We start from the raw sequence: 6,150 nt of genomic DNA on the forward strand, positions 1-6,150 counted from the left end.
TATTAGAGAGTGGCAATGTCCTGATTGCAAAAATACGCATGATAGAGACATTAATGCCGCTATCAATATTAAGAAAATTGCTGTAGGGACTACAGTTTGAGCCTGTGGACTTGGAAAAAACGGCAACTGCCAAGTATGAAGCAGGAAGCTCCGTCCTCAAAAACTTGAGCTATTAAGCGAAAGTTTTAGGGAGGGGTAGTTCACGGAAATGAGTGTTAGCAATATTGTATCCTGTTTGTGCTGTGCATTTGTTTCTTGTAGGGTAATAAGCCTGTGGTCTCATAAACAATATTGCCTGCAGTCTTCTCTTCCTGCAGAGGTCCTTATTTCTTCATCTGGAGCAGATCTTTTTGTTTTGAAAGGGGATTGTCATGAAACCAGAAATAAATTCCACAAGTTTCGGTTTGATTACGGTCAAAAGAAAGACCTTCGGGCACGACATCCTCATCCGCCTGGACGGACAGGTCGAAAAGCGCAGGAAAAAGCTCTCGAAAAAATTCTACGGGACATCCCATAAGATCTCGCTTACCGAAGCGAAATACATATACGAAAAGGGGGCAGAGAGGCTCATCATGGGGACTGGACAGACCGGTTATGTGGAGCTTTCGAAAAAAGCAAAGAAATATTTCAGGAAAAAAGACTGCAAGGTCAAACTCCTGCCAACCCCGAAAGCAATCAAACTCTGGAACAAAGACAAAGGCAGGGTCATTGCAATGTTCCACGTGACCTGTTGAAACCTGGATTTTTTAACAACTCATTTAATGCCAAAACTTTTTTATTCCGGTTCTTTTTGGTCTTCTATTGTTGTACAATTGATGTTTTTGCTCAAAAAAGTTAATAATCACTGCTAGAAATTCTGAACTCTGAATTCTGACCAATACAGCGTTATTCACTATACCAAACCGTTCTTTCCACGCTCGACGCAGGAGAGCGGCCTTTCCCAAAAAGAGAAAAAAGAAGAGAAAAGATCAAAAATAATTATTGACAACATGCAAAAAATATATAACTCCACACCTCGTTCACCTCCAACAGCATAATAATTTTCATTATGAATGTTGTATGAGGGATTTAGAGCCCATCCGAAAAGTCAATAATGGCATGTTATAGAAGTTACAATAGGTCATAATATCGATTATCAGTTAAGTTGTGCATATTGCCAATTGTAAAAGTTACAGTGGGTCACAACACTTTTCGGATAGACACTAAGTTGATCGAAGAGTTTGGAGAGTTTCAAATATGCATTTCGTGGGTGTGGACGGCTGCAAAGCAGGATGGTTTGCAGTTAGCTTAACAGAGAATAATGAATGGGAAACAGAGGTATTTTCGGATATTTTCACTTTGTGGGATTCTCTTTGGGGTAAATATCAAGCAGACCTCAAAATTTTTATTGACATCCCGATCGGTTTGAGAGAAAACACTACAAAGGAACGCCTTTGTGACTTACAAGCTCGAAAACTTCTGAGAAAAAGAGGCCCTGCTGTATTTCCTGCTCCATGCAGGCAAGCTCTCAATGAAAAAACGCATAAAAATGCCTCCTCGGTTAATAAAGAATACACAGGCAGAGGGTTATCAATAATGGCTTGGAGTATTGTTCCTAAAATTCTTCAAGCCGATCAGTTAATGTGTGCTGATGAAAATGCCAGATCCTATATAACAGAAATTCATCCCGAACTCTGTTTTTACGGCTTTGCAGGAAATCCAATGAAACACAGTAAAAAGGAGGAAGAAGGTCTTCTAGAACGCAAGAATCTCTTAATGGAAATCTATCCTCCAGCAGACAGAATAGTAAAGCATGCTCTTTCAAAATATAAGCGCAAGGATGTTGCTAAAGACGACATTCTTGATGCACTGGCTGCAGCTCTTACTGCAAAATTGGGATCTGAGAAAAGACTCATAAAAATCCCAGAAAACCCTGAACACGATTCAAAAGGTTTGCCAATGAGGATGGTTTATTTTTCGAACAAAAAGGAAATATTAATTTAATTAAAAAGTAAACATAACTGTCCTATTGAAAAATATTAATTCAGATTCAAGCTTTTCCGTACCCGAAAATCTCCTCTATGCAGGTTTCCATTTTTTCAACTTCATCATCCGTGAGCATGGAAAACATGGATTTGTGTTTTTTCCCTGAGAGTTTGCCTCTGTTCTGGAGACTGACAGTTATGAAGAGGTCCAGCAGGCGGTCTGGCATATCAACGATTTCCCGGATTATAGACCTGGCCCGGTCATAATTTCGGAGGTATTCAAATTCTGCTTCCATTTCCGAATCAATCGTATCACTTATTGTGGTGAAAAGGTACTCTGCAAACGGGGTCATGTCGATATAACGGTAGTAGTTTGCATGGTTTCCCTGCGCAGTAATTCTTTTTTCCCCATCGAGGGTGTACTCTACGAAACGTAAAAGGGGCTTTGAAAACAGCTCAAGGGTTTCGTCGTACCTATCAAGATTTTTCATCATCGAAGCCGAGACCGGAAAAATTAAGCCTTTGGGGGTAAACCCGGTTTTTTCAAGGACGTGGTGGATCAGAAAACGATGTACTCTGCCATTTCCATCTTCAAAGGGGTGCAGGAAGACAAAACCAAAGGAAATTACTGCTGCTGAAACGACAGGATGGATTTCCGAAGAGAGCATGCGCTTGCAGGCCTTAACGAGCCCTTCCATGAGATCTGGGAGGTCACCTGGGGAAGGAGGGACGAAGTGCACGATTTCCTGGTGCCTCCCTATGCTTTCTCCTACATAGTTCTGAGTCATCCGGTAATCGTTGCCTGCAAACCTGGGGTCTATTACCGCTTTCTGGAGCTCTATCAGGGAATCCTTTTTGCAGAACTCCCTTTGTCCTGCCAGTTTCAAAAGTTCTATGAAACGGAAACTGCGTTTCTGGTCAGGCGTGGCATGTTCTATATCGAAAGAGGATTTTGTTTCTTTTGTATAAAAGTAACTGAGGGCTCTTCTAATCATTGTTTCAGGGTATTCTTTTAAAAGGGCTTCACAGCGCCGGTCCAGATGTTCAGCTTCGAATGTCTTCAAAAGACTGGATTTTCGCACAAGCGGGCAGAATTCCTTGCCTCCAGACAGGTTATTATAAACTCTATGTCTTTTGCTCGGAACCCTGTCAGCTGTATAGTAAGCGTCCTCCTCCAGCAGGTCAACATACCTTACAGCCTTTAAGTCTTCAAGGAACAGCTTTTCTCCGGTCAGGAATTCATAGAGAAACCAGATTTTTCGGGTGTATTTTCCGGTCGGTTTTTTCTTAACAAACTCGCAAATTTCCCCGGGATTGATTTTTTCAAACAGGAAAGCGAGTAACTGGAGATTTATCCCTTCGTACTTCAGGGCAAATTCGAGCTGTTCTCCAGTTGATTCCCCTGGAAAATAACCTTCAGGGAAGATATTCCAGACCGTCCCGCCTCTTTCTGCAGTTCTCTTGGGGCCTTTTTCCGAAATATAAGACTTGTAGTGGTGGGGAAATACTTCCAGGCCATAAAGTTCAACCAGGTACGCGTATCCAACTTTCGAAAGATGTTCTTCGTTTCCTTCAGCAGGCATTCAATCTCCGGTGAGTCTCTTTTGTTCTCTTTTTGATTTTTATTGACATTTTATATTTTTTGTATATTTTTTATATATTTGCGATCTTTTCTGATTGCAGAGAGTATTTTAAATTGAGAGTAATTCCGATAATATTGTCCAAAAAACCAATTTTGACTGAAAAAACGTTCAAGAAATTGAAACTTTGTTCAATATTCTGCACAATAGTAAAAAAAATGTTTGCAAAAAGGGATAAGATGAAATAAATGTTCAATATAAGGCTCTTAATTTAAAAATGTATACTAAGATAATGGAATATAATGTAATTGAAAGAGTACATGTTAAAAAAATGCCTGTTAAAATATTGAAGGGGTAGAGACCTGGACGGCTCCCCTTTAAATCTCAACAAGCTCGTAATCCCTGTTTCCAAGCCCGATTTTTTCAGCATATTCAAGCTGGTGGGTGCCGTCGACTTTAGGCCAGGCCCCTTTGAACTTGTCAGCTCCGGCTTCATGGTTGCAGTGTAAAGAAGAGCCCACAAGCCCTTTTTGCCTGTTCACAAGGTCGTAGCTTGCCTGGTCCAGGGCTACAGGATCGGTTGATGCAAGGATTCCTATGTCAGGCACGATTGGGGCGTCGCTCCAGGGCACGCAGTCGCAGTCCGGGGTGATTTTGAGCAGGAAATTGATATAGCCTACCCTTCCCTCTTTTCCTTTTACGGCGCCGTATGCATATTCGGTCAGGCACTCCAGGAACTCGGGGATGCCCTCTTCCCAGTTAAGGTCGATGGCACTTTCGGGACAGACCTCCATACACTGCCCGCAGCTGATACAGATGCTGGGGTCGATTCTGGAAACATCACCTTCGAGGGATGCCGCTCCCACAGGGCAGATTTCCACGCATTTCCCGCAGCCGATGCACTTTGCTTCGACAACGTACGGGCTTGTCGGGTAGTGCTGGTCCTTTTTGCCTGCCGCAGGCGCACAGCCCATTGCCAGGTTCTTAATCGCACCCCCAAAGCCTGCCATGATATGCCCCTTGAAATGGGACATCACGATCATGGAGTCGGCTGCAACGATATCGGACCCGATTTTTACGGTCTTGAAATGCTTTTGCCTGATCTCGACCTCTGCGATGTTCTGGCTCCTGAGCCCGTCCGAGATTATGAGCGGAGCCCGGACTACTGAGTAATCAAACCCGTGCTCAATGGCTGTTGTCAGGTGGTCGACTGCATTATGTCGGCTCCCGGAATAAAGGGTATTTGTGTCCGTAACAAAAGGTTTTGCTCCGGCCCCCCGGATCTTTTCCACCACCTGCCGGACAAAGACCGGGTTGATATACCCGTCGTTTCCGTATTCCCCAAAATGGACCTTGATTGCTGTCAGGTCGTCTACCCCTAAAAGTTCTACAAAACCTGCCTCGTCAAAAAGCTTCTGGATCTTGCTTATCGTGTTTTGCTGTGGGTTCTTTGCCCTCAGGTCTGCAAAATAGACTTTACTCGCCGTATGTGTCCCTCCTTATGATAAGGAATTAGAATTAAATTTGAGTTAACATTTGAGTTAACCTTGATTAATACATTATGGCTCTTCATCATTCTCTATGGATAAGATGATTTTCAATTCAAGCCCGCGTTAGTTTTTATGAGGATATCCACACAAAACAACGAAGATCTTACATTATCTGCTGTAAAACCTATTGTTATCAAGTAAGAGGTTTTCATTTTGAGACGTTGCGGGGTTATAGAAGGAAAGATTCAGGTCCCTTTCAGTGTTGATGCGGCTGATCCTTGAACCCATGGTGGGTTTTTCGAGTCTGGCGAAAAAAATAGGATGGGGCAGCGAGTGCCCGCAGATTTCTATGCTTTCGAGATCAGAGCTCTTCGAGCGAGGAATCCCATTCCGGGTCTTCTTCAACCAGTTTTGCGTTGATCTCTTCAACTTTTTTATGGTATTCTTTTGCAGTTTCAGAATCCCCCATTTCTTCAAGGAGAGTTGCGTAGTTGCTGAAAAGCGTAAAACTCCTTTTCAGGGAATCGAGGCTTCCGGGGTTGTATTTTGCCAGGCTTTCGTTAAGGTCAAAGGCTTTTTCAAAGCACTCTTTTCCTTTTTCCTGTTGATCCGTAACCGAATATCCGATCCCGAGATTATTCAGAGCTCCAAACATATGATGGAGGTGCAAAGAGTTTTCAGGGTCTTCTTCAGACAGGATTTTGAGGCTTCTGTATGCATATTCATATTCCGGGATTGTTTCTTCCAGTTTATCGGCATCCCTGTATATGTCCCCTATTTGTTCGGCAAAACTGGCAAGCATCTCCTGAAGCTCCAGGTTCATCGGATAGGTTTCATATAATTGTTCAACGGTTCTGAGGGCAAGTTCATAGTATTTTCTGGCAATGCTTGAGTCTTTCTCTTCGGACTCCAGTTTTTCAAGAAGGGACATTCCTAATAAGAATGCCTTCCCTGATGTAAGGATTATGAGTTCCGGATCCTCAAACTGTTCGGCAATTATTTGTTCAAATCTTTCAAGAGCCTGCCTGTGGTAGTCACTTGCTTTTTCTTCTTCTCCAATTTCGGAATGCAGCACTGCAAGGTTGAAGTATGTAGTTTCCATATCCAGATTATGTT

Annotated in this window: 5 protein-coding genes and 1 pseudogene; 3 read left to right on the forward strand and 3 right to left on the reverse strand. The window is 42.8% G+C overall.

Annotated features, from left to right (window positions below; all coding sequences use genetic code 11):
* From PHF18_RS15835 to PHF18_RS15845, 3 genes are all read left to right on the forward strand, one after another.
* On the forward strand, window positions 1-100 hold a 100-nt coding region (locus PHF18_RS15835; protein ID WP_300104523.1), incomplete at its 5' end, for a zinc ribbon domain-containing protein.
* A 271-nt stretch (window positions 101-371) separates the two neighbouring features.
* Entirely contained in the window at window positions 372-734 is a 363-nt protein-coding gene (locus PHF18_RS15840; RefSeq protein WP_300104501.1) for an Mth938-like domain-containing protein, read from the forward strand.
* Window positions 735-1,236: 502 nt separating this feature from the next.
* Window positions 1,237-1,983, forward strand: a complete 747-nt coding sequence (locus PHF18_RS15845; RefSeq protein WP_300104502.1) for a DUF429 domain-containing protein — start codon at window positions 1,237-1,239, stop codon at window positions 1,981-1,983.
* 46 nt (window positions 1,984-2,029) lie between these two features.
* Here PHF18_RS15845 and PHF18_RS15850 read toward each other — a convergent pair whose 3' ends face one another.
* The 3 genes and pseudogenes from PHF18_RS15850 to PHF18_RS15860 all read right to left on the reverse strand — a co-directional run.
* Entirely contained in the window at window positions 2,030-3,547 is a 1,518-nt protein-coding gene (locus PHF18_RS15850; RefSeq protein ID WP_300104503.1) for a Fic family protein, read from the reverse strand.
* Between the two features lie 374 nt (window positions 3,548-3,921).
* Window positions 3,922-5,004, reverse strand: coding sequence for a DUF362 domain-containing protein (locus PHF18_RS15855; protein WP_300104524.1), 1,083 nt, complete (start codon window positions 5,002-5,004; stop codon window positions 3,922-3,924).
* A gap of 391 nt (window positions 5,005-5,395) precedes the next feature.
* Window positions 5,396-6,150, reverse strand: a pseudogene (locus tag PHF18_RS15860) (hypothetical protein); the annotation flags it as partial.

Source organism: Methanosarcina sp., assembly GCF_028693135.1.
In the GTDB taxonomy this organism is placed as follows: Archaea; Halobacteriota; Methanosarcinia; order Methanosarcinales; family Methanosarcinaceae; genus Methanosarcina.

What these genes read in the sequence shown, in the direction of transcription:
- PHF18_RS15840 (WP_300104501.1), top strand. Translation starts at nt 372, where the DNA reads ATGAAACCAGAAATAAATTCCACAAGTTTCGGTTTGATTACGGTCAAA.
- PHF18_RS15845 (WP_300104502.1), top strand. Translation starts at nt 1,237, where the DNA reads ATGCATTTCGTGGGTGTGGACGGCTGCAAAGCAGGATGGTTTGCAGTT.
- PHF18_RS15850 (WP_300104503.1), bottom strand. Translation starts at nt 3,547, where the DNA reads ATGCCTGCTGAAGGAAACGAAGAACATCTTTCGAAAGTTGGATACGCG.